This window comes from Sphingomonas humi, assembly GCF_039536725.1.
GTDB classification, from domain to species: Bacteria; Pseudomonadota; Alphaproteobacteria; order Sphingomonadales; family Sphingomonadaceae; genus Sphingomicrobium; species Sphingomicrobium humi.
This window is the reverse complement of the sequence record NZ_BAAAZD010000001.1, coordinates 664,036-685,635: the sequence shown is the minus strand read 5'-3', so window position 1 is coordinate 685,635 and position 21,600 is coordinate 664,036. Positions and strand designations below refer to the sequence as shown.

The 21,600-nt window shown below is 66.9% G+C and carries 25 protein-coding genes; 13 read left to right on the top strand and 12 right to left on the bottom strand.

The window, feature by feature from the left end:
• Nucleotides 1–34: 34 nt before the first annotated feature.
• Both ABD729_RS03380 and ppa read left to right on the top strand, forming a co-directional pair.
• Nucleotides 35–1,960, top strand: coding sequence for a M61 family metallopeptidase (locus tag ABD729_RS03380; RefSeq protein WP_344708745.1), 1,926 nt, complete (start codon nucleotides 35–37; stop codon nucleotides 1,958–1,960).
• On the top strand, nucleotides 1,957–2,493 hold the full coding sequence (ppa, locus tag ABD729_RS03375; protein ID WP_344708744.1) for an inorganic diphosphatase: 537 nt from the start codon (nucleotides 1,957–1,959) through the stop codon (nucleotides 2,491–2,493). Before ABD729_RS03380 ends, ppa begins: the two co-directional genes overlap by 4 nt.
• Before the next feature lie 9 nt (nucleotides 2,494–2,502).
• On the opposite strand, the gene ABD729_RS03370 is transcribed toward ppa, so the two are convergent.
• A complete protein-coding gene (locus tag ABD729_RS03370; RefSeq protein WP_344708743.1) occupies nucleotides 2,503–5,052 on the bottom strand; it encodes a TonB-dependent receptor in 2,550 nt (849 codons plus the stop codon).
• Between the two features lie 105 nt (nucleotides 5,053–5,157).
• Here ABD729_RS03370 and ABD729_RS03365 point away from each other — a divergent pair, with 105 nt between their 5' ends.
• Nucleotides 5,158–6,756 carry an amidase gene (locus tag ABD729_RS03365; protein ID WP_344708742.1) on the top strand — a complete coding sequence of 533 codons (1,599 nt, stop codon included), beginning with the start codon at nucleotides 5,158–5,160 and terminating at the stop codon, nucleotides 6,754–6,756.
• A gap of 70 nt (nucleotides 6,757–6,826) precedes the next feature.
• Here the strand turns inward: ABD729_RS03365 and ABD729_RS03360 are convergent, their stop codons facing one another.
• From ABD729_RS03360 to ispG, 4 genes are read right to left on the bottom strand one after another with little or no spacing between them, the layout of a single operon-like run.
• On the bottom strand, nucleotides 6,827–7,141 hold the full coding sequence (locus ABD729_RS03360; protein WP_344708741.1) for a DMT family transporter: 315 nt from the start codon (nucleotides 7,139–7,141) through the stop codon (nucleotides 6,827–6,829).
• Nucleotides 7,141–8,052, bottom strand: coding sequence for a DMT family transporter (locus ABD729_RS03355; protein ID WP_344708740.1), 912 nt, complete (start codon nucleotides 8,050–8,052; stop codon nucleotides 7,141–7,143). The genes ABD729_RS03360 and ABD729_RS03355 overlap by 1 nt, the downstream gene beginning before the upstream one ends.
• A 36-nt stretch (nucleotides 8,053–8,088) precedes the next feature.
• Nucleotides 8,089–8,628, bottom strand: coding sequence for a retropepsin-like aspartic protease family protein (locus ABD729_RS03350; protein ID WP_344708739.1), 540 nt, complete (start codon nucleotides 8,626–8,628; stop codon nucleotides 8,089–8,091).
• A gap of 39 nt (nucleotides 8,629–8,667) precedes the next feature.
• Entirely contained in the window at nucleotides 8,668–9,798 is a 1,131-nt protein-coding gene (gene ispG / locus ABD729_RS03345; protein WP_344708738.1) for a flavodoxin-dependent (E)-4-hydroxy-3-methylbut-2-enyl-diphosphate synthase, read from the bottom strand.
• A 79-nt stretch (nucleotides 9,799–9,877) separates the two neighbouring features.
• On the opposite strand from ispG, the gene ABD729_RS03340 reads away from it, so the two are divergent.
• The gene (locus ABD729_RS03340; RefSeq protein ID WP_344708737.1) at nucleotides 9,878–10,771 is read left to right on the top strand and encodes a S1/P1 nuclease; all 894 of its coding nucleotides are present in this window, start codon (nucleotides 9,878–9,880) and stop codon (nucleotides 10,769–10,771) included.
• Between the two features lie 35 nt (nucleotides 10,772–10,806).
• On the opposite strand, the gene ABD729_RS03335 is transcribed toward ABD729_RS03340, so the two are convergent.
• Genes ABD729_RS03335 through ABD729_RS03320 form a run of 4 tightly spaced genes read right to left on the bottom strand, consistent with a single transcriptional unit; the run spans nucleotide 10,807 to nucleotide 13,081 of the window.
• Nucleotides 10,807–11,730 (bottom strand): alpha/beta hydrolase, encoded by a 924-nt coding sequence (locus ABD729_RS03335; RefSeq protein WP_344708736.1) that lies wholly within the window; start codon nucleotides 11,728–11,730, stop codon nucleotides 10,807–10,809.
• 13 nt (nucleotides 11,731–11,743) lie between these two features.
• Nucleotides 11,744–11,977 (bottom strand): hypothetical protein, encoded by a 234-nt coding sequence (locus ABD729_RS03330; RefSeq protein WP_344708735.1) that lies wholly within the window; start codon nucleotides 11,975–11,977, stop codon nucleotides 11,744–11,746.
• A complete protein-coding gene (locus ABD729_RS03325) occupies nucleotides 11,970–12,173 on the bottom strand; it encodes a type II toxin-antitoxin system antitoxin (protein ID WP_344708734.1) in 204 nt (67 codons plus the stop codon). The genes ABD729_RS03330 and ABD729_RS03325 overlap by 8 nt, the downstream gene beginning before the upstream one ends.
• Before the next feature lie 5 nt (nucleotides 12,174–12,178).
• Nucleotides 12,179–13,081 carry an SPFH domain-containing protein gene (locus tag ABD729_RS03320; RefSeq protein ID WP_344708733.1) on the bottom strand — a complete coding sequence of 301 codons (903 nt, stop codon included), beginning with the start codon at nucleotides 13,079–13,081 and terminating at the stop codon, nucleotides 12,179–12,181.
• Nucleotides 13,082–13,186: 105 nt separating this feature from the next.
• On the opposite strand from ABD729_RS03320, the gene ABD729_RS03315 reads away from it, so the two are divergent.
• Together ABD729_RS03315 and ABD729_RS03310 are read left to right on the top strand one after the other, a co-directional pair.
• The gene (locus tag ABD729_RS03315; protein WP_344708732.1) at nucleotides 13,187–14,164 is read left to right on the top strand and encodes an isoaspartyl peptidase/L-asparaginase family protein; all 978 of its coding nucleotides are present in this window, start codon (nucleotides 13,187–13,189) and stop codon (nucleotides 14,162–14,164) included.
• 3 nt (nucleotides 14,165–14,167) lie between these two features.
• On the top strand, nucleotides 14,168–14,683 hold the full coding sequence (locus tag ABD729_RS03310; protein WP_344708731.1) for a GNAT family N-acetyltransferase: 516 nt from the start codon (nucleotides 14,168–14,170) through the stop codon (nucleotides 14,681–14,683).
• Here the strand turns inward: ABD729_RS03310 and ABD729_RS03305 are convergent.
• Together ABD729_RS03305 and ABD729_RS03300 are read right to left on the bottom strand one after the other, a co-directional pair.
• The gene (locus tag ABD729_RS03305) at nucleotides 14,680–16,269 is read right to left on the bottom strand and encodes a cisplatin damage response ATP-dependent DNA ligase (protein WP_344708730.1); all 1,590 of its coding nucleotides are present in this window, start codon (nucleotides 16,267–16,269) and stop codon (nucleotides 14,680–14,682) included. The genes ABD729_RS03310 and ABD729_RS03305 overlap by 4 nt on opposite strands.
• A 62-nt stretch (nucleotides 16,270–16,331) precedes the next feature.
• Nucleotides 16,332–16,637 (bottom strand): hypothetical protein, encoded by a 306-nt coding sequence (locus ABD729_RS03300; protein WP_344708729.1) that lies wholly within the window; start codon nucleotides 16,635–16,637, stop codon nucleotides 16,332–16,334.
• A gap of 182 nt (nucleotides 16,638–16,819) precedes the next feature.
• On the opposite strand from ABD729_RS03300, the gene rpmG reads away from it, so the two are divergent.
• The gene (rpmG, locus tag ABD729_RS03295; protein ID WP_295371181.1) at nucleotides 16,820–16,987 is read left to right on the top strand and encodes a 50S ribosomal protein L33; all 168 of its coding nucleotides are present in this window, start codon (nucleotides 16,820–16,822) and stop codon (nucleotides 16,985–16,987) included.
• 132 nt (nucleotides 16,988–17,119) lie between these two features.
• On the opposite strand, the gene ABD729_RS03290 is transcribed toward rpmG, so the two are convergent.
• Nucleotides 17,120–17,497, bottom strand: a complete 378-nt coding sequence (locus tag ABD729_RS03290; protein ID WP_344708728.1) for a response regulator — start codon at nucleotides 17,495–17,497, stop codon at nucleotides 17,120–17,122.
• Between the two features lie 34 nt (nucleotides 17,498–17,531).
• Here ABD729_RS03290 and ABD729_RS03285 point away from each other — a divergent pair, with 34 nt between their 5' ends.
• From ABD729_RS03285 to ABD729_RS03260, 6 genes are all read left to right on the top strand, one after another.
• The gene (locus ABD729_RS03285) at nucleotides 17,532–17,804 is read left to right on the top strand and encodes a DUF3572 domain-containing protein (protein ID WP_344708727.1); all 273 of its coding nucleotides are present in this window, start codon (nucleotides 17,532–17,534) and stop codon (nucleotides 17,802–17,804) included.
• Nucleotides 17,801–18,415, top strand: a complete 615-nt coding sequence (locus ABD729_RS03280) for an HAD family hydrolase (protein ID WP_344708726.1) — start codon at nucleotides 17,801–17,803, stop codon at nucleotides 18,413–18,415. The genes ABD729_RS03285 and ABD729_RS03280 overlap by 4 nt, the downstream gene beginning before the upstream one ends.
• Nucleotides 18,416–18,420: 5 nt before the next feature.
• The gene (locus tag ABD729_RS03275) at nucleotides 18,421–19,161 is read left to right on the top strand and encodes an SDR family NAD(P)-dependent oxidoreductase (RefSeq protein ID WP_344708725.1); all 741 of its coding nucleotides are present in this window, start codon (nucleotides 18,421–18,423) and stop codon (nucleotides 19,159–19,161) included.
• 110 nt (nucleotides 19,162–19,271) lie between these two features.
• Nucleotides 19,272–19,736 carry a RidA family protein gene (locus ABD729_RS03270; protein ID WP_344708724.1) on the top strand — a complete coding sequence of 155 codons (465 nt, stop codon included), beginning with the start codon at nucleotides 19,272–19,274 and terminating at the stop codon, nucleotides 19,734–19,736.
• Nucleotides 19,737–19,806: 70 nt separating this feature from the next.
• Nucleotides 19,807–20,439 (top strand): glycerophosphodiester phosphodiesterase family protein, encoded by a 633-nt coding sequence (locus ABD729_RS03265; protein WP_344708723.1) that lies wholly within the window; start codon nucleotides 19,807–19,809, stop codon nucleotides 20,437–20,439.
• Nucleotides 20,426–21,550 carry a GNAT family N-acetyltransferase gene (locus ABD729_RS03260; RefSeq protein ID WP_344708722.1) on the top strand — a complete coding sequence of 375 codons (1,125 nt, stop codon included), beginning with the start codon at nucleotides 20,426–20,428 and terminating at the stop codon, nucleotides 21,548–21,550. Before ABD729_RS03265 ends, ABD729_RS03260 begins: the two co-directional genes overlap by 14 nt.
• Nucleotides 21,551–21,600: the final 50 nt, after the last annotated feature.

The window sequence follows — 21,600 nt, the reverse complement described above, 5'->3', positions numbered from 1 at the left end:
AGCGGCTGAGCGCCGCCATGGCTAGGCGGGCGCCATGCGTACCCTGCTTCTTGCAGCGGCCCTCGGCACCACGGTGCTCGCCGCCAGTCCCGCCCTCGCCCAGAACAGCGCCCCGCAGGCGATCCTGCCGGTGAACAGCGTGCCCGCTGCGCGAGACATTCCCTACCCCGGCACGATGCGGCTGGAAGTCGATGCGACCGATACCGATCGCGCGATCCTCAAGGTCAGGCAGGTCATTCCGGTGGCCGGCCCGGGCGACCTCGTTCTGCTGCTTCCGCGCTGGCTGCCCGGCGCGCACGGCCCCGACCAGAAACCCGACAAGCTTGCCGGCCTCGTCATCCGCACCGCAGAGGGCGCGATCCTGCCGTGGACACGCGACACGGTGGAGACCAGCGGCTACCGGGTAACGGTGCCTGGGGACACACAGGCGATCGAAGCCCGTTTCGAATTCCTGTCCCCGACTCAGCCCAACCAGGGCCGAATCGTCGTCACCCCCGCGATCAGCAACATCCAGTGGGAGAATGTCTCCCTCTACCCGGCCGGCTATTACACGCGCCGCATTCCGGTCGAAGCGACGCTGGTCCTTCCCACCAGTTGGCAGGCCGCGACCGCGCTCCGCCCCGCCGGCGCTGCCGAGGGTTCCGGCAACCGCATCCGCTACGGGGTGGTGTCGTACGAGACGCTGGTCGATTCGCCGGTGTTCGCCGGCCGCTATTTTCGCAAGGACGAACTTGGCCATGGCGTGACGCTCAACAGCGTTGCCGACGCGCCTGAGGAACTGAAGATTCCCGCCGACGTGCTGGCCAAGCATCGCGCGATGGTCGACCAGGCGGTAAAGCTGTTCGGCGCGCGGCACTTCGACCACTACGACATCCTGAACGCGGTCACCGACGAACTTGGCGGCATCGGGCTCGAGCATCACCGCTCGACCGAGATCGACAGCTCGCTCGGCTATTACACCGATTATGCCGACCGGCTGCTCGACCGGAACGTGTTCCCGCACGAATTCGTGCACAGCTGGAACGGCAAGTATCGCCGCGGCGCCGACCTGTTCACGCCTGACTTCCAGACGCCGATGCGCAACAGCCTGCTGTGGGTCTATGAAGGCCAGACGCAGTTCTGGGGCAATGTCCTCGAGGCCCGTTCGGGCATGAGCAGCAAGGCCGACGTGCTCGACAAGCTGGCGATCGTCGCGGCGAGCCTCGATGATTTGCCCGGCAGGAGCTGGCGGCCGCTGCTTGACACCACCAACGACCCGATCATCCAGAACCGCGCGCCCGAACCGTGGGGCAGCTATCAGCGCAGCGAGGATTATTACAACGAAGGCATGCTGATCTGGCTGGAGGCCGACGCGATCATCCGTGGCGGGACCGCCAACAAGCGCGGAATGGACGACTTCGCCAAGGCCTTCTTCGGCGTCAACGACGGCGACTGGGGCGAATTGCTCTACACTCGCCAGGACGTGATCGCGACCCTGAACAAGGTGTATCCGTACGACTGGACGAAGTTCCTGGCCGACCGGGTCGACGCGGTCCGTCCTCGCGCGCCGCTCGAGGGGTTCACCAGGTCGGGCTATCAGCTGACCTTCACCGATACGCCGACCGCCGCCTGGAAGGCGCGGGAAAGCACCGGCGGCAATGCCGACTTCACCTATTCGCTTGGCGTGGTGGTCAAGGACTCCAAGTTGACCGGCGTCCGCTGGGGCACTCCGGCCTTTGCAGCGGCCCTGCGGGTTGGCGATGAACTGCTTGCGATCGGCGAGCGGGCCTATTCCAACGACGCCTTGCGCAACGCCATTCGCGATGCCAAGGGCACAACCACACCGATCCGGTTGACCTACAAGCGTGGTAATGCGGTGCGTACCGTGTCCATCAACTACGCCGATGGCCTGCGTCATCCGCGCTTCGCCAAGGTCGGTACGGGCAAGGGCGCACTCGATATCCTTCTGGAGCCAAAATGAACCTCGACCTCGTGCCGGCGGGCGCCAATCCGCCCGAATCCATCAACGTCGTCATCGAGGTGCCGATCGGCGGCGAGCCGGTGAAGTATGAGTTCGACAAGAAGTCGGGCGCGATCTTCGTCGACCGCATCCTCCACACGGCGATGCGCTATCCGGCCAATTACGGCTTTATCCCTCACACGCTCGGCGAGGACGGCGATCCGCTCGACTGCCTGGTGATGAACCGCTGGCCGTTCATGCCCGGCTGCGTGGTTCGCGCGCGCCCGGTCGCCGTGCTGTTCCTCGAGGACGAGGCCGGCGGCGACGAGAAGCTGCTCGCCGTGCCCGACGTCAAGACCACCCCTTATTACGAGGACGTCACCGAGGGCGATCACCTGCCGAAGATCGTATTCGACCAGATCGCCCACTTCTTCACCCACTATAAGGACCTCGAGCCCGAGAAGTGGACCCGGGTCGGCAAGTGGGGCGGCCGCGAGGACGCCATGCGGATCATCACCGAAGGCTTGGAGCGGGCGCAAAAGGAGGGGTTCTAAGCCCCTCGCTCACTCGTCCGGACGCCCGCCACCGGCGCGATTCTCCTGGATCACGCGGCGGATGAAGCGCTGCGGCACGAACAGCTTGCGGAAGGTAATCCCGACTGTCCGTCCGATCGGCTCCAGCCGGTCGGGCTGGTAGGCGAAGGGAATGCTGCTCGAAGCGCCATTCACCTGTGGCCGGGCATTGAAGATGTTGTTCACCTCGAACCGCACACTGCTGCCGCGCAGGAAGGGGACCTTGGTCACCAAGTCCAGGCGCTCGCCGAGATTGGCGAAAGCGCGAAGGTCGAAGGTCGCATAGGGAGAGAAGCGCAGGTCCTGCCCGGCCGACGACAGCCGGGTCGCGCTGCGCCAGTCAGCCGACAGCCTTAGTCCTAGACCATTGTTGTAATAGCCGCCTTCGGCCTCGACCTGATGGCGGGCGCGCCCGCCGCTGGCATTCAGCACTTCCCCATTGAGATAGTCGAGCACCGGAAGGCCCGGCCCGATCACCAGTTGGTCGGTGAAGGTGACCGTATGCGTGGCCGAAAGGGTCAGCCGCCCGCCGCGGCCACCGGCCCCGAACGGTCCGCCACCGCCACCGCCGCCGCCGCCACCCGGGCCACCAAATCGGAACCCGCCGCCACCGGCACCGCCGCCTGGCCGGCCGCCAGCTGGCCCTTCACCGTCGCGCACGACCACGGTTGGCGCAGGCGCCGCGGCACCGCCCGCTCCCGCTCCCGCGCCAGCGCCAGCGCCAGCGCCAGCGGGAGGAGTGCCGGGGATCAGCCCCGACTGGCGAGCCCGGTCGACCAGGCGGCCGATGGTTTGCTGCGAAGGCCGCTGGGTCCGCAGGGTCTTGGTGACATCGAAACCCCAGCGGAACGTCTCGCGGGTCGACCGCTCGGCGTTCACCGGTCGCAGGTCGACGCTGATCAGGCGCAGCGATGCGTCGCGCTGGAAGCGGGTCGGAAAAGCCTGCTCGAGCGCAGCCGTCGCGGCCGGGAAGCTGATCTGCGGATTGTCGACCGTCTGGCGAATGAATTCGGCGCGAAGCCTAAGGCTCGGGCTCTCGAGCGGCTGCCAATTGCCGCCGATCTTGAACACGTTGCGCGAATCGGACTCAAGATTGCGGTTTCCGCCGGTGATGGTGGTCACCGGCACGGTCACGCCGTTACGGGCATCGAAGAAGGGCACGCCGCTGGTTTCGAGCAGTGGATCGCCAAGCTGCTGGAGGCTTGGAGCCCCTTCCTCGCGGGTCCAGCTTGCAAGCAGGCTGACGCGCGGCGCGGGCGACCAGTTCAGTCCAGCCCCAACGCTGGTGAGCGTGCCGAAATCGTCGAGATAGCGCAGCCCGCCATTGAAGTTAGCGGTCAGCCGCCCGATCGCCGAAGCGCGGTCGGTCAGCGGCAGGTCGACGTTGGCCGATCCCTCGACGATGGCACGACTGAAATTGGACGGCGTGACGACACCCGCGCGGCGACTGCGGCTGTCGATGCCGAGTGCGCTGGCGCCGACCTTGGCGGTGATGTTCGCCGTCCCGGCAGGCAGCGTCAGCAGCGGCCCGTTGGCGGTCGCATCGAGGATGATCGACTGACGGGTCGATTCGCTGAGGTCGCCGCGCAGGGCGGTCTCCGATTCGCTCTTCACCTGTTCGGCATTGGCGGTCGACGACAGTCGCCATTTCCCGACCTGACCATTCAGCGATCCGCCAAGGCCGAAGGTCGTGCCACTGGTCTCGCGGCGAAGGTAATTGCCGGACAGGAGACCAAGGCCGCTGCTGCCATTCCGCCGCTCGGCCTCTCCCGTCAGCGTGCCGTTGAAGATCTTGGACACGGGCCGGCTCAACGTTCCCGACACGCGCGCGGTCTGGCCCGCGCCGACGAGGGTGCGGAAGGGACGAGTGTCGATCGTGTCCTCGACGCGAACGCCGATGTTCCGCTCGGTCTCGAACAGCGGATTGTTGCCTTCCAGCCGGAGGTTGCCGGAAGTCCGGGTATTGTCGCTGATGATGAGCTTGCCGAAATCCGCCCGGCCTGTTGCATAGCCTCCGTCGGTCGCGACGCGTCCGCCGACTTCCACCGCCGTCGAATTGAAGCGCCGGCGAAGCACGATGTTCACCACCCGCTGGTCGGCAGCGTATCCATATTTGAGGGCTACTTCTTCCGGCAGGATCTCGGTGCGCTGGATCGCTTCGGGCGGAAGATCGCGCAATTCGCGAAAGCCCGAGATGCGCTGGCCGTTGAGAAGGACCACCGGCGGTCCACTGTCGCGGCCGCGCGCGCTTCCGGTCTGGGTTGCGATGGCATCTAGCAGTTCGGCGATGCTGGTTGCACCGGTGGCGCGGATGTCGCGGCTGTCGAGCACGTTTTCGGGCGGGATGTTTCCGACCACGGATCCGCGCGGGCGCTGGCCGGTGACCGTCACTTCCTGATCGACTTCCTCGCCTTCCTCGTCGGTGGGCTGGGCCGCCGCTGCAGGCGCGGGCGCAGGGGCGGGTTCAGGTGCAGGAGCGACCTGTGCCCAGGCGGGCGAGGACAGCAAGGCAGCGGAAGCGAGAAGAAAAGCTTTGGTCATGTCACCCTTAGTGCGGTGGAAGCAGGAACGTTCCGGCGGCTTGTGCGCCTGCGATGAACCTGAAATGTCTGTCACCCCAGACTTTCGACCAACCGGAGGCATGCTTTGACAAGCGGACCGCGTTTCCTGACCCTCGCCGCCCTGTTGCTTGGCGGATGTGCCGCCAAGTCTCCGATCGAGGTCACGCTGCCGACACCGCCGGGCGCCGAGGCCGATCGCGTGCCCCCGCCGGGAACGCCGCCACCGCCTCCGCTGGAAGACGAAAAGGGCGAGGCTGCCGATGCGATTGCCCGGATCAAGGCCGCCGACTCGCAACTTCACGCGGTGATCGCACTCAGCCCGACCGCCGAGGCGGAGGGCCTCGCAAAGAAGGAAGCCGCGCCGCGCGACGACGAATGGCTGCATGGCCAGCCCGTGCTGCTCAAGGACAATATCGAGACGCGCGACCTGCCGACCACCGCCGGGAGCCTTGCGCTTGCGGGCAACAACACCGGCCGCGACGCGCCGATCGTCACCCGCCTGCGCGCAGCCGGCGCCGTCATCATCGGCAAGACCAACCTCAGCGAATGGGCGAACATCCGGTCGGGGAGTAGCATTTCGGGGTGGAGTGCGGTTGGAGGTCAGACCCGCAACCCCTATGCGCTCGACCGCAATACCTGCGGCAGTTCGAGCGGGAGCGGCGCGGCCGTGGCCGCCGGCTATGTCGATTATGCGATCGGGTCGGAAACCGACGGGTCGATCACCTGCCCCGCCAGCATGAACGGCGTGGTCGGCCTGAAGCCCACCATGGGCCTCGTCAGCCGAACGCACATCGTACCGATCAGCGAAAGCCAGGACACTGCCGGGCCGATGACCCGCACCGTTTCGCAGGCGGCCGAACTGCTGTCGGTGATCGCCGGCACCGACCCGGCCGACCCGGCGACCGCCGACGCAGACAAGCACAGGACGAAATATTTCGAAGGCCTCTCCCCCGACGCGCTCAAGGGCAAGAAGATCGCCGTCCTGCGCTTTGCCGCCGGGTTCGGGACCGATGCCCTGTTCGACGAAGCGCTGAACCGGCTCAGGCAGGCCGGCGCCGAACTGGTCGAGATCAAGCAGTTCAAGCCGACCGGCAATTACGGCGGCGATGAATATGCGGTGCTGCTGACCGAACTGAAGGCCGGAATGAACGCCTATCTGAAGGGCAGCCCGGCCACCGGTCCCAAGAGCCTCGCCGACCTCATCGCCTTCAACAAGGCGAATGCGGCGAGCGAAATGGCATTGTTCGGGCAGGACACCTTCGAGGAAGCGGAGAAGACCAAGGGCCTCGCCGACCCCGCCTACAAGAAGGCGCGGGCGAACAGCCTGCGGATCGCCAGCACCGATCTCGACCGGCTGCTGACGGGCGTGGACGCAATCGTCTTTCCGACGCGGCCGGCGGCATGGAAGATCGATGCGGTGCATGGTGACGTGTCGCCCGGCGGCAATGCGGTGGGATCGATGGCGGCGGTTGCGGGCTATCCGCACCTCACCGTTCCGATGGGGCTGCAGCGCGGACTTCCGGTGGGCCTCAGCTTCGTCGGGCCAAAATGGTCGGACGGGCAGCTGCTGAAGTTCGGCTTCGCCTTCGAGCAGGTCCGCGGGCCGTTCCCCCGGCCCGGCCTGCTGCCGAGCATCGAGAGCTCGCCCGAGATCGCTCCGGCGCTCGAGCCGCAGCGGCGCTGATCACTGGCGAGGCGATCCAGCGATTGACGCGCTGGATTGCTTCGCTGCGCTCGCAAAGACGGGGGGCGCTTCAGGCGGTCAGTTTGAGCCCGGCGATCGCGGCCACGACGACAAGGATGAGAAGCAGGCGGATGGTGGTCGACGGCTCATCGAAGAAGAGCATCCCGACCGCCACCGTACCGATCGCGCCGATCCCGCCCCACACGGCATAAGCGGTTCCCATCGGTATCTCGCGCGCCGCACGCTCGAGCAGCCCCATCGACAGCGTCACACTGACGAGGAAGGCCGCCGTCCACGGAAGATTGCGGAAGCCGTCCACGAATCGAAGCGACGTGGTGAAACCGACCTCGAACAGCCCGCCAAGGATAAGCAGCAACCAGGCCATCAGGCAGCACTTTCGACCATTGGGGAAGCGTGGCGCGGCTTGCGCGCGGCGAGCAGGCAGCCGCCGACGATCAGCAGCGCGCCGGCAAGGGTGCTGAGGGTCAGCCGCTCGCCGTAGACCAGGGCGCCGAGGATCGCGGCCCAGATGAAACCGCTATATTCGGTCGCGACCAGCCGCTGCGCCTCGGCCCGGCCATAGGCCCAGCTGAGAAGCGCGAGACTGATGATGGTGAGCAGCGCGGCAAAGGCGAGCAGCCCGAGCTGTTCCGGTGCGGGCACCAGGTCGATCCCCGGCAGGATCAGACACGCGGCCGGCAAGGCGAGCAGCAGCCAGCTTCCCGACACCAGCGACTGGAAAAAGGTCGCCTCGGCAGGCTGCGCGACCAATGCCTGTTGCCGCAGCAGGATGAGGTTCCAGGCGTAGAGCCCGGCCGAGGCGAGGATCGCGGCGACCCCGTCGAGGTGACGTTCCCCCGGCGCGCCGATCCGGCTGGCGACCAGCACCGCCATTCCGGCAAGGCCGAGGAGCGAGGCAAATATGCTCTGCCGGTCAACCTTCTCGCCAAGCAGGACCGCCGCGAGATAGAGGGTGAGCAGCGGCGCGATAAAGGCGATGGCGATCGCCTCGGCCATCGGCAGTCGGGCAAGGCCGTAGAACCACAGCACGGCCATCAGGGCGGTGACGCCGCCGCGCAGCACGTGGATGCGAAGCGCCGCCCGGCCCGGCCAGCCCTGCCGCCGGGCGAAATAGAAAGGCGCGGAAAGGAACGTCCCGAAGGCCTGCCGCCACAGCATCGCGACATATGCGCCGAGCGCCACCGCGAGCCCCTTCATCGCCGCATCCATCAGCGCGAAGAAGGCGACCCCGCCAAGCGCCGCCAGCACGGGCAAGAGGTGGGAGGGCGGCCGCATGGGCGGGCCCTAGAGCCTGCCCGAGGCTTGGCCAAGTCAGCGCAAGGTCATGGTGTCGCCGCGGACGTTCACTTCGCTGAAGCGGGTGAGGAAGGTCTGACCCAAGAGGTTGGCGGAAGCGCCTTCGATCACCACCGCGGTCATGTCGGTCGCCAACTGGTCACCAAGCTGCACCCGGCCGAGGCGGACGAATTCGCCCTGCAACGCGCCGCCCGCCCCTTCGCCGACATAGCTGCGCGCGCCGCCGAGCGGGACGCTGGCCCGGCGCGCGTCGGCCTGGGTCATCGCGATGGCGGTCGCACCGGTATCGACGAGGAACTCGACGGGAATTCCGTTGATCTCGACAGTCGCATAGAAATGACCATCGCCGCGGCGGGTCAGGCGGACCTCGCCGCCGCTTGCCTGCGCCGCCATGGCAAGGTCGGATGAGCCGGGCGCGGGGGTAGCGCTAGCGCTGGGCACCATCGTCGTCTGCCGGGAGTCGGCCCCGGCCGTCGCCGGCGATGGCCGCCGCGACGGCATCAGGGTGCCGACGATCGTGGCGACAACGACAAGGAGGATCGCGGCCCGGAACATGACGCGGAGGCTAGGCCCCACGCGGTAAAGAAAGTGTGGCTACTCCGCCGCGACGGGTTCGGCGGCAGCGTTGGCGGCTTCGATTTCCGCCGCCTTGGCCTCGACCAGCCGGACGATGTGGTCGACCATGCCTTCGTCCGCCACATGATGGTCGGTGACGCCCGACAGATAGACCATGTGCTTGCCGTTACCGCCGCCGGTGACACCGATGTCGGTCTCGCGCGCTTCGCCGGGGCCGTTCACAACGCAGCCGAGGACGCTGAGGCTCATTGGGGTGCGGATGTGCTGGAGGCGCTCTTCGAGCTTCTCGACGGTGCGGATGACGTCGAAGCCCTGCCGCGCGCAGGACGGGCAGGAGATGACCCGGACCCCGCGGCTGCGGATGCCGAGGGCCTTCAAAAGTTCGTAGCCGACCCGGACTTCCTCCTCGGGCTCGGCCGAGAGCGAAACGCGGACGGTGTCGCCGATCCCGCTCCACAGCAGCATGCCAAGCCCGACGCTGCTTTTGACAGTGCCGCCGATCAGGCCGCCCGCTTCGGTGATCCCGAGGTGGAGCGGGCAATCGACCTGCGCCGCAAGCTCGGTATAGGCCGCGACCGCAAGGAAGACGTCACTCGCCTTCACCGCGACCTTATATTCGCGGAAGTCATGATCCTCGAGGATGCGGATGTGATCGAGGGCGCTTTCGACCAGCGCTTCGGGACAGGGCTCGCCATATTTTTCGAGCAGGTCCTTCTCGAGGCTTCCGGCATTGACCCCGATGCGGATCGCGCAGCCATTGGCCTTGGCGGCGCGGACCACTTCGGCGACCCGCTCACTGCTGCCGATATTGCCGGGATTGATCCGCAGGCAGGCGGCGCCGGCGTCGGCGGCTTCGAGCGCGCGCTTGTAGTGGAAATGGATGTCGGCGACGATCGGAACGGTCGAGGCGCGGACGATCTCGCGCAGGGCCGCGGTGCTTTCGACATCCGGGCAGGAGACCCGGATGATGTCGGCCCCGGCCTCCTCGCAGCGACGGATCTGGTTGATCGTCGCCTTGGCGTCGGAAGTCAGGGTGTTGGTCATGGTCTGGACGGTGATCGGCGCGTCGCCGCCGACCGGCACGTTGCCGACCATGATCTGACGGCTTTGGCGGCGCTCGATATGGCGCCAGGGGCGAAGTCCGGACATGAGCCGTCATATAGAGCCGGTCCATGACGGAACCAAGGCGGGCTTTCGCCGCCCCGGACGCGCGGCTAAGAAGCGACCCGTGCCGATCATCAGACTAATCGCAGCGCTTCTTGCGCTGACCGCCGCCGCGCCCGCCGCAGCCTATTGGGAATATACCCACCGCATGGTGGCCAGCATCGCCTGGGCCGAAGTGAAGCCCGAGACCCGGGCCAAGCTCAAAGCCCTTATGCGCGAAGGCGGGCGGCTGGAAACGCCCGAATGCCCGGTCGGCACGCTGGAGGACGCAAGCGTCTGGGCCGACTGCATCAAGCCGATGGGCGACCGCTTCAGCTATCAGTCGAGCTGGCACTATCAGAACGTCAACGTCTGCAAGCCCTTCAGCCTGCGCGAGGCGTGCAAGGACGGCAATTGCGTGTCGGCGCAGATCGAACGCAACGCGCGGTTGCTGGCGGACAAGAAGCTGCCGGTGCGCGAACGGGTGATGGCGCTGGCCTATCTCACCCACTTCGTCGGCGATCTCGCGCAGCCGATGCACGGCGGCGATCGGGGCGATCGGGGCGGCAATGACGTGCCTGTGACCTACGGCATCGTCGCCGGCCGGACCAACCTTCACGGCATCTGGGACGGCTGGATCCCCGAGCGCGCGGTCACGACGCCTCCGGGTGGCGTTCAGGGGCTGCTCGGCGGTCTGACCCCCGAGCGCAAGGCCGAACTGGCTGGCGGGACGGTCGAGGACTGGAGCCGCAAGGCGTGGGAGAACAGCCGCACCTTTGCCTACACCAGCATCCTTGGCGATCCCTGCCGGGAGCGCGGCAAGACCGAGCGGCCGGTGCTCGACGAAGCCAAGCTCCAGGCGCTGATCCCGGCGGTTCGCGAGCAGGTGGTGGCGGGCGGGCTACGCCTCGCGCGGATGCTCGACGATGCGGTACTGCTCGGGAAGGCCCCGCAGTCTAAGCGCGGCGGGGGCGACTAAGCACCCGCGCGCGCTGGTCGGCGGTGGAACTGGCGTCACGACTTCACGAAGTCGGCAATGGTCGTGACGACGGCCGGCGCGATCGGCAGGGCGGGATCACGATAGGCAGCGACGTTTGCCGCCCGGTCGATCGGAGCCGCCTTCAGCACATGGTTGACCCCGGGGATGAGTGCGAGCTTGGCCTTGGGCTGCGCTTCGGCGAGCAGCTTCGCATCCTCGACACTGGTCTGAAGATCGGTTTCGCCCTGCACAATCAGCAGCGGCACCGTCAGTCCGGCGGCGAGCTTCTGCGGCTGCTGCGACAACAGGTCGACAAGATAGTCCTGCACCGCCGGATGGAACAGCGGCAGCAGCGGCGGCGGGATCTCGGCTTCCGGAACCTTGGTGCCCTTCTCCAGCCGATCGAGGATCGACAGGGCCGGGTCGAGGACAGGGGCATTGGCGGGACTGGCGCGAAGCTGCGCACGGATGGTGTCGCCAAGCTTGCGCCCGCTGCCCGACACGCTGACCACGCCGCAGATGCCGTCGGGCTTCTGCGCGGAGGCAAGCGCCACCAGCGAGCCTTCGCTGTGGCCGAGCAGCCAGACGCACTTCTTGCTGTCGTCGCCGCGCAGCTTCCAGATCCAGCTGCGCACGTCGGTGACATAGTCGGCGATCCTGACCTGGTTGGGATCGGCAACCGCGGCCTTGCTTCCGAACATGCCGCGCTTGTCGATGCGGACGGAGGAAATGCCGCGCTTGGCGAGACCGTCGGCGAGCATGCGATAGGTACCGGTCTTGCCGATGCTGTTGTTGCCGTCGCGGTCGGTCGGGCCCGAACCCGGGATGATCAGCACCAGCGGCGCGTCCTTGCCCGCGTCGATCATGGTTCCGGCAAGGTCGCCCTGCGCCCCAGGCGCGGTGACCTCGCTGGTCTGGGGAGCTGCAGCGATCGCAGCGGCAATGAGCATGGAAAGCATGAAAGGATATCCTCTACTTGCGGTTGCGCCAGCCGCCGGGCGTGGTCTTTGCGCAGATCAGCATGAACAGGGCCGTAAGGCCGGTAAACGCGCTGAGATAGGCCGGGAGCGATCGCTCGGCGACGGGGCCGAGCGCGAGGACGGCGAGGATGTAGGCGATCAGCAGCGCCCACCCCTGCCAGGCGATCGGCAGGCCGGAGCCGAAGCCGCGCCGCTTGGGGGCAAACCAGGCCGGGCCGTCATCCATCATCCGTCTCCTTGGGCGGCCGCCCGCGCTTGACCGGCTGCGGCGGGGCAAGTTTCACGCCGCGCGCTTTCAGCGCTTCGCGCAGCAGGCATTCGATCTCGGCATTGGCGGAGCGGAGATTGGCCGTCGCGCAGCGCTCGACCGCGGCCCACAGGGCCGGGTCGATCCGCAGGGGAAAGGCCTTGCGCTCCGCCACCGGGCTTACTGGTAAAGCGTGCCGGTGTTGACGACGGGCTGGGTGTCGCGTTCACCACACAGCACCACCATCAGGTTCGACACCATCGCCGCGCGGCGTTCGTCGTCGAGCTCGACCACGTTCTTGGCCGACAGCTGTTCGAGCGCCATTTCGACCATTCCGACCGCGCCTTCGACCAGCGTCTTGCGCGCCGCCACCACAGCCTGCGCCTGCTGGCGGCGGAGCATCGCGCCCGCAATCTCCTGCGCATAGGCGAGATGGGTGAAGCCGCATTCATCGACGCTAATCCCGGCCACCGACAAGCGCGCGTTAAGCTCCTGGCGAAGCTCGACTCCGACCTGGTCGTGGTTGCCGCGCAGGGTCACTTCGAGATGTTCGAAATCGTCATAAGGATAGCGCGAGCCGATGGCGCGGATGCCCGCCTCCACCTGCACCGCGACGAACGCCTTGTAGTCGTCGACGTCGAACAGGGCCTGGGCCGTATCCACCACGCGCCACACCACCTGTGCCGCCATCTCGATCGGGTTGCCGCGCAGGTCGTTGACCTTGATGCGCTCGGAAATGAAGTTGTTGGCACGCACCGACACCTTGCGCCGCATTTCCCACGGCCACACCCAGCGAAGGCCGGTCGCGCGGTCGGTTCCGCGGTAGGAACCGAACAGGGTGATCGCCGCGGCCTGGTTGGGCTGCAGCATGTAAAATCCGCACAGCAGGAAGACCATGAGCACCGGCGCGACCAGCACGACGGCCATGGCCACAGCGCCGCCGCGGTCGCCGATGAGCTGGGCAATTCCGAACAGCTGCACGGCAATCACCAGCAGCAGTGCAATCAGCATCGCATAGCCGCTGAATGTCTGCGCCTGCCGTTCGGCGCTGGACGAAAGATCGATGGTTCCCCGGTTGGACATCTTTGCCTCCTAATCTGATATCAAATATATATCGAACTAGAAGACAGTGCAAGGGCGCTGCGGTTGCGCTAATCGACCGCGGTCACCTCTCTCAAGGGAGAAACCATGCGCCTTGCTGTACTGATCGGAGCCCTGCTGATGACTGCCCCCGCCCAAGCCGCAGAATGGAAGCTGGTCATTCATGGCGGCGCCGGCGTCATCGAGCGGTCGGCGCTGACCCCGGAAAAGGAAAAGGAAATCCGCGCCGGGCTAGACCGCGCGCTGGCGGCCGGCGCGGCGGTGCTGAGCAAGGGCGGCGCCTCGCTCGACGCGGTGGAGGCGGCGGTGCGGGTGCTTGAGGATGATCCCAATTTCAACGCCGGCAAGGGCGCGGTCTTCACCTACGACGGGAAGAACGAGCTCGACGCGGCGGTGATGGACGGCCGGACTCGCGCGGCTGGCGCGGTGGCCGGGGTCACCCGCAGCAAGAACCCCGTCAGCCTTGCCCGCAAGGTGATGGAGGCGAGCAACCACGTCATGCTGAGCGGTGCCGGCGCCGACGCCTTTTCGAAGGAAAAGGGCCTCGAACAGGTCGATCCCTCCTATTTCGGGACCGACTATCGCCGCAAGCAGCTGGAGATATTCAAGAAAACCGACGTCGCCGCACTCGACCTCGAATATCGCTACGGCACGGTCGGGGCGGTTGCGCTCGACCAGAGCGGCCATGTCGCCGCCGCGACCTCGACCGGCGGAATGACCGGAAAGCGCTGGAACCGCATCGGCGACGCTCCGATCATCGGTGCCGGCACCTATGCCGATGATCGCGCCTGCGCGGTGTCGGCGACGGGATCGGGCGAGATGTTCATCCGCGTCGGCGTCGCCCACGAAATCTGCGCCCGGATGCGCTTCTTGAAGGAGGATGCGGGGACCGCGGCTGATACCGTGATGAAGGAAGTGGCGGCGATCGACGGCAGCGGCGGGGTCATCGTGGTCACGCCAAAGGGCGAGATGGCGTACAGCTTCAACTCGGCCGGCATGTACCGCGGCAAGGCCGACGCGAGCGGGCGCAAGGTCGCGATCTTCGGCGACGAGGAGCGGCGCTGAGCGATGCGGCTGGAACCTGCGACCCCGGCTGACCTGCCCGCCCTCCACGCGCTGGTGGAGCGCGCCTACCGCGGCGAGACGGCGCGCGCCGGGTGGAGCCACGAGGCCGACCTGCTGACCGGCCCACGGACCAGTGTCGAGGAACTGCAGGGATTTCTCAATGCCGGAGAGAATCTGCTGGTGTGGCGGGACGGCGGCGTCATCAGGGCCTGCGTACGACTGGTGCGGCTAAGCGATGAGCTCATGTACCTTGGCATGCTGACGGTCGACCCCGCCCTCCAGGGTGAGGGCCTCGGCAAGCGCTTGCTGGCAGCGGCCGAGGCCTATGCGAGGGACGAGCGAGGCGCGCATCGAATGGAGATGCAGGTGTTCAGCCGCAGGCGTGAACTGCTCTCCTTTTACCACCGCCGCGGATACCAGCCGACCGGCGAGCGGCGGCCCTTCCCCTATGAGCAATGGCCCGATGCGGGCGCGCAGTTCGAGGATCTCGAGTTCACGGTGCTGGAAAAGCACCTCTAGGTCGCCATCGCCAGCAAGGTCGCCACCTTGTCCGCTTCGTGCGCCGGCTTGTCCTTGCGGATGCGGGCGATTCGCGGAAAGCGCATCGCCAGCCCTGACCGGTGGCGCTTGCTCTGGTGGATCGAATCGAACGCGACTTCGAATACCAGGGTCTTCTCGACCTCGCGGACCGGGCCGAACCGGTTGACGGTGTGGCGGCGGACGAACCGATCGAGCCATTTCAGCTCCTCGTCGGTGAAGCCCATATAGGCCTTGCCGACCGGCAGCAGCTCGCCATCCTCAGCCCAGCAGCCGAAGGTGAAATCTGAATAGAAGCTCGACCGTTTTCCCGACCCCCGCTGGGCGTACATGACGACACAGTCGGCGGTCAGCGGATCGCGCTTCCACTTGTACCACAGGCCGACGCGCCGCCCAGCGACGTAGGGCGCGTCGCGGCGTTTCAGCATCATGCCTTCGATCGCGGCATCGCGGGCGCCCGAGCGGATCTCGGCCAGCTCGGCGAAACTTTCGGCTTCGATCAGCTGCGAGATGTCGAAGCGGTCGGGGGGAAGGCGCGCCATGAACGCCTCGAGCCGCGCCCGGCGGTCGCTCCACGGCAGGGCGCGCAGGTCTTCGTCACCGTCGAACAGCAGGTCGTAGAGGCGGACGAAGGCGGGATATTCCTCGCGCGTCTTGGCGCTGACGACTTTCCGGCCAAGCCGCTGCTGGAGCGCGTTGAAGCTGGCTGCCGACCCGCCATGTTCGTCGAGCCCCTGCCCCGCACCGCGCACCAGCAATTCGCCGTCGAGAACGGCGGGCAGGCGAAAGGCTTCGGCGACTTCGGGAAAGCTGCGGGTCACGTCATCGCCGGTGCGGCTGTAGAGCCGGGTCTCGCCGCCTGCGTGAACCAGCTGGAGGCGGATGCCGTCCCATTTCCATTCGGCGGCATAAGCATCGAGGTCGAGCTCGGCATCCTCGAGCGGGTGCGCGAGCATGAAGGGGCGGAAGACCGGAATATCCTTGGCCGTCGGCTGCGCGCCGCGGCCTTCGCCCCAGGCGAACAGTTCGGAATAGGGTGGCGCAAGGCCGTGCCACACTTCCTCCACCGCCTCGACATCGAGTTCGAAGGCGTCGGCAAAGGCCTGCTTGGCGTTGCGGGCATTGATCCCCACCCGCAGTTCCCCAGTGGCAAGCTTCAGCAGCGCATAGCGGCCCGGTGCATCGAGATGGTCGAGCATCGCCACCAGCACCGCGGGCGCATCGGATCGGCTGGCCTGCTTCAGGCGGTGGACCGCTTCGCTGATCGTGATGGTGCCATCGTCGAGCTCCCCTTCCGGGCTGGGCCACAGGAGCGAGACCGTCTCCGCAAGGTCGCCGACATAATTGTGGCTCATCCGCAAAAGCAGGGGATCGACGCGCTCGGAGGCGAGGGCGCGGATGACGGCGCCCTTGACGTGCGGGATGTCGAGCGTGCCGGTCAGCGCGGCAAGCGCGTAGCCGCGGTCGGGATCGGGGGTCCGGCGCAGATAGTCGCCGATGAGCTTGAGCTTGGCCAGCCGCGAGCGGGTGTAGACGAGCGAATCGAGAAGCTGCGAAAAGTCACGCATCGAAGCGTAACGAATATCCCGGGCTTAGTTCCTCCGCACAATGGTCATTGCGGGGGAGGAGGTCAGTGCAGCCGGGTGGCGACCGCCGCGAGGATTGCCTGATGCTCGGCCGGGGTGCGGGCGGCCAGCGCGTCCTCGGCATGGTCGAGGCAGGCGGTGGTGGCGACGCGGCAGCCGGGCAGCAGCGCCAATTGCGACGACAGCCGGGCGAGCCCTTCCATGGCGTGAAGACCCGCCTGGTCCGCGCAGCCGCGGATCGCGTCCATCCGCGCATGGATGTCGAGCGGGCTCAGCCGCTGGGCGCGGGTGCGCAGGTCATGCAGCCGCTGCTGCAGTTCGTTTCGGACGCCGTCGAGCGAATCACCCATGGTTCACCTCATGCCTGCCACTGGAGAGTGCGCCCACAGGGTAAACAGAGGTTGAAGACGGCGCCGTTACGGCGCTGTGAGGCGGCGATGACCTTGACAAGCGGGCTGCACGCGGCCAATGGGGCGCCGATGCGGGCGGCTTCAGGGCCGCTCTTTCCTTTTCTACTTTTGGGTGCACCACGATGGCCAAGCCGGCAACCGTCAAGATCAAGCTCGTCAGCACGGCCGATACCGGCTTCTTCTACGTCACCAAGAAGAACCCGCGGAACATCACCGAGAAGATGACCTTCCGGAAGTATGACCCGGTGGTGCGCAAGCACGTCGACTTCAAGGAAGCCAAGATCAAGTAAGCGCGGTCCGGGCGAACGCCCGGCCTGCAGCAGATGCGGCCGCTCGAGCGGCTGGAGGGCGCTTCGGCGCCCTTCTTTGCGTTGGGATTCGGCCCGGTGAGCGTACCCCGGCCAGGCTGGCGTCACAAAAGGCTATAAGGCTGGCGTCTTGGGAAGCAGCGCGCTGACTTCCTGGACGAAGCGGGCGACCGAGATCGGCTTCGACACATAGGCCTGCGCCCCGGTGGCAAGGATCCGCTCGCCGTCACCCTGGCCCGCGTAGGCGGTGACCGCCATGATCGGCACTTCGGCGAGCACGGGTTCGCGGCGGATCGCGCGTATCAGGTCGAGCCCGCTGACATAGGGCAGCTGAATGTCCGTAATGATGAGGTCGGGCCGAAAGCTCATCGCTTCGTCCAGCGCGACGCGGCTGTCGGTGACCGGGCGCGCATCATGACCGTGCGCCGAGAGTAGGTCGCAGAACAGCTTGATGTTGAGGCTATTGTCCTCGACAACCAAGATCCTCGCCATGCGTCAGGCGCTCCTCATACAATAATCATAGGCTATGATCCGGCGAAGCCCAAACGACACTGACTCCATAACGGTTGCCTTGCAGGCGCTTGCCGTCTCACTCGGAGACGAAGTTCGAGCGACCCGGCTGCTGTCGTTGACTGGTTTGACCCCCGAGGACCTGCGCGAACGTGCCACCGATCCCGCGGTGCTGGTGGCCGTACTCCGCTTCCTCGAAGATCACGAGCCCGATCTTCTGGCGGTGGCCGATGCGCTCGGGATAAAGCCCCAGGAACTCGTCGCCGCCAGGAGCGCTCTCGAAGCATGAATTCCCGTCCCCTGCTCGTCACCGACTGTGATGAGGTCCTGCTCCACATGGTTCGTCACTTTTCCGCCTGGCTGGAGGAGGAGCATGACAAGCTGTTCCGGCCCGAGGACGGGAGCATGGCTAGCGCGCTCAAGCGAAAGGGCAGCGGCGAAGTCCTGCCGTCCGAACAGGTGTGGGAGCATCTGTGGGGCTTCTTCGCGAGCGAGATGCACCGGCAGACCATCGTCCCGGGCGCGGTCGAAGCGCTTGGGACGATCGGCGAGCGGGCCGACATCGTCATCCTCACCAACCTTGGAGAGGATTCGCGCCTTGGCCGGATCGAGCAACTGGCGCGGTTCGGCATCCATCACGAGGTGGTCTGCAACAGCGGCGGCAAGGGCGTTCCTCTCAAGGCCATCATCGAGCGCCACCACGCCGGTCGAAGCGTGTTCGTCGACGACCTTGCCGTCCACCACGCCTCGGTCGCCAAGCATTCGCCCGAGACGTACCGGCTGCATATGGTGGCGGAACCCGGACTTGCCGCGGTGACCGCCAAGGCCGAGCATGCCCATGCCCGGATCGACGACTGGGCACTTGCCACACCCTGGATTCTCGAAAGACTGGAAGGCTGACCCCCATGAAGACCTGCCTCATCACTGGTGCCACCGCCGGGATCGGCGCCGCTTCCGCCCGGGCGTTCGTCGGTGCCGGCTGGCGGGTGATCGGCACCGGCCGGCGCGAGGAACGCCTCAAGGCGATGCAGGAGGAGCTGGGAGCCTCGTTCCTGCCGCTCAGCATCGACATGCGCGACCTCGCCCAGGTCGAGACGCTGGCGCAGCTCGACGGCGAATGGGGGGCGATCGACTGCCTCCTCAACAACGCCGGGCTCGCGCCGCCGATGGCCGACCTTCAGGACAGCAAGTGGGAAGATCTGCAGACGGTGCTCGACACCAATGTCACCGGCCTCGTCGCCCTTACCCGTGCCTGCCTGCCCAAGCTGATCGAAGCGAAGGGCGTGATCGTGAACCTGTCGTCGGTCGCGGGTAACTATCCCTATCGCGGCGGCGCGGTGTACGGCGGGACCAAGGCCTTTGTGCGCCAGTTCAGCCTGGCGCTGCGCAACGACCTTGCCGGCACCGGCGTGCGGGTGACGTCGATCGAGCCCGGGATGGCCGAAACCGAATTTACGGTGGTGCGCAACGGCGGCGACCAGGCGGCGTCGGACGCGCTTTATGCGGGGGTCGAGCCGATGACCGCCGAGGACCTCGCCGAAACGATCCTGTGGGTGGCAAGCCGGCCGGCCCACCTCAATTTCAATTCGATCGAACTGATGCCTACCCGCCAGGGCTGGGCCGGCTTCGCAATGACGCGCAAATAAGCCGCCGCCGCGTTTCGCGGGCATGGCGAGGCGATTTGTGGCCACCTTAGTGGATTGCTTCGTCGCCTTGCTCCTCGCAATGACGATCCAAACAGCATAACGGGACATTCATGAGCATCGACCAGCGCCTCGCCGAACTCGGCATCACCCTTCCCGAAGCAGCCGCCCCCGTCGCGGCCTATGTGCCCGTCGTGCAGAGCGGCAATTTGCTGTTCGTGTCCGGGCAGGTGAGCTTCGCCGAGGACGGTAGCCGGATCACCGGCCGCCTGGGCGAGGACATGGACCTTGAAGCCGGCCAGGCCGCCGCTCGCCGCTGCGGGCTGATGGTACTGGCGCAGGTCAAGGCAGCGCTCGGCGGCTCGCTCGACCGGGTCAGCCGCGTCGTCAAGCTTGGCGTGTTCGTCAATTCGAGTGCCGACTTCACCGACCAGCCCAAAGTCGCCAACGGTGCGTCGGAGCTGATGCAGGACGTGTTCGGCGAGGCCGGGCGCCATTCACGCGCGGCGGTCGGCGTTCCGGCGCTCCCGCTCGGCGTCGCGGTCGAGGTGGACGCGATTGTCGAGGTCCGCGACTGAGCGGCTCTTCGCGGGGACGGCCGGCTTCGCGCATCGCGGCCGGCATGGTCCCGGCGTTCCTGAAAACAGCATGGCGGCGTTCCGCGCAGCGATCGACGCCGGCGCGGGGATCGAGTGCGACCTGCGCCTGACCCGCGACGGCTTTCCGATCATCTTCCATGATTCGAGCCTCGAGCGGATGTGCGGCGTCCAGGCCGAGACCGAGTCGGTCTCCGCCGCCGCCCTGATGGCGCTGCCAATCGCCGGAACAGGGGAGCACATTCCCTGGCTCGGGCAATTGCTCGACCTCGCGGGTGAGAAGACGCCCCTGCTGCTGGAACTGAAGGCGCAGGACGGCTGGCCGCCGCGGCCGGTGGACCTGCTCTGCCGGGCGGTGGCGCAGACGCTGGTGGGGCATAGCGGACCGGTCGGGGTGATGAGCTTCGACCCGCGCGTCCCCGCCTGGTTCGCGCGCTGCGCAACGGATATCCCGCGCGGGCTGGTGATCGGCGATGACGTGCCTCGCTGGCGCCGAACACTATCGCTGGCGATGGCCCGGCCCGACTTCGTGGCCGTAGAGACAAGTGCAGCGGTGAAGCCGTGGGTGGCCCGCGAGCGCTCGAGGCGTCCGGTCGCCAGTTGGACCGTCCGCACCTCCGATCAGCGCGCGGCCCTTTCGAATCGGGTCGATGCGCTTATCTGGGAGGGCGATGGCCGACCGTGATTCCGTCGAGGCGCGTATCGCCGATTCGTTCGAAGCGGTGGACGCGGCCACGTGGGACCGGCTCGCGGGGGCGGCCGATCCGTTTCTGAGCCACGCCTTTTTCGCCCTTCTGGAAGAAAGCGGCAGTATCGGTGGCGCAAGCGGATGGACGCCCCTGCCCCTTCTGGTGACGCAGGACGGCGAGACGGTCGGCGCCGCGCCCGCTTTCCTCAAGACCCACAGCCAGGGCGAATATGTGTTCGACCATGCCTGGGCCGACGCGTGGAGCCGGGCGGGCGGAGACTATTACCCCAAGCTTCAGATCGCGGTGCCGTTCACGCCGGTAGTCGGACAGCGGTTGCTGGGCGACGTGCCGCTTGTGCTCGCGGGCGCGGAAACGCTGGTGCGGCAAAATGGTCTGTCGTCGGCCCATGCGACCTTTCTGACGGCCGGGGAAGCGAGTCAGGCCGAGGAGCGCGGCTGGCTGGTCCGGCACGGCGTGCAATTCCATTGGCGTTCCGCGGGCGAGACGGACTTCGACGGCTTCCTTGCGCGCTGCAGCAGCCGGAAGCGCAAGGTCCTGCGCAAGGAGCGGGCAGCGGCGCGCGAGGGCCTTAGCTTTCGCGCGCTGCGCGGGGCCGAGATCGGGGCGGCCGAGATGGCTGCGATGTGGCTGTTCTATCAGGACACCGGGAGCCGCAAATGGGGCCAGCCCTATCTTTCGCACGACTTCTTCAGCGGCGCGGTCGAGCGGCTTGGCGATGATCTCCTGCTGTTCCTGGCCGAGCGGGACGGCGTGCCGATCGCCGGGGCGCTCAACTGGGTCGGCGCGGATACGCTTTACGGGCGCTACTGGGGATGCAGCGAGGACGTGCCGTTCCTCCACTTCGAGCTTTGCTATTACCAGGCGATCGAATGGGCGATCGCGCACGGGCTGACGACGGTGCAGGCGGGCGCCCAGGGCGAACACAAGCTGGCGCGCGGCTATGAGCCGGTGCTGACCTACAGCGCGCACTTCATCCCGCATGCCGGCTTTCGCGCGGCGGTTGCGGACTTCCTCGGCCGCGAGCGCGAAGCCATGGCCTTCGAGATCGAGGCGCTGCGCGCGGAGTTGCCGTTCCGGAAGGATTGACCGGACGCAAAAAAGGCCCGCCGGAGTGATCCCCGGCGAGCCCTTCTTGC